At 66.2% G+C, this 471-nt stretch carries 1 protein-coding gene; it reads left to right on the top strand.

Features of this window, described 5'->3' with window-relative positions:
- On the top strand, positions 1–471 hold a 471-nt coding region (locus HWX87_RS37750), incomplete at both ends, for an AMP-binding protein (RefSeq protein ID WP_176051847.1).

Genomic DNA, 471 nt, shown 5'->3' with positions numbered 1-471 from the left:
CGACGAGAAGCGACCGCGGCAAGCGCCACGCGCTGGTGTCATGCGGCCGGCCCTGGGCAGAGCACCGCCTGCAGATCGTGAATCCGGATACCGGTGAGCGCTGCCCGCCCGACCGGATCGGCGAAATCTGGTTGACGGGCCCGAGCGTCGGCGTCGGTTACTGGAACCGCGTCGAGGAAACGGAGCACACCTTTCGCGCGAAGCTGGATGGCGATGATGCGCATTACCTGCGCACGGGCGATCTCGGCTTCGTCGATGGCGAGAACCTCTTCGTCACCGGCCGTCTCAAGGACCTCATCATCGTCGCCGGGCGCAATCACTACCCGCAGGATCTCGAGCAATCCGCCGAGGGAAGCCACCCCGCGCTGGCGCCCAACGCGTCGGCGGCTTTCTCGATCAACGTCGATGACGTGGAGCGGGTCGTTATCGCATGTGAAGTGCGCCGGGAAGCGCTCAACACGCTGGACGCGG

Source organism: Burkholderia sp. BCC1644 (genome assembly GCF_902833225.1).
Taxonomy (GTDB): Bacteria; Pseudomonadota; Gammaproteobacteria; order Burkholderiales; family Burkholderiaceae; genus Burkholderia.
This window is presented reverse-complemented; position numbering and strand designations above follow the sequence as displayed.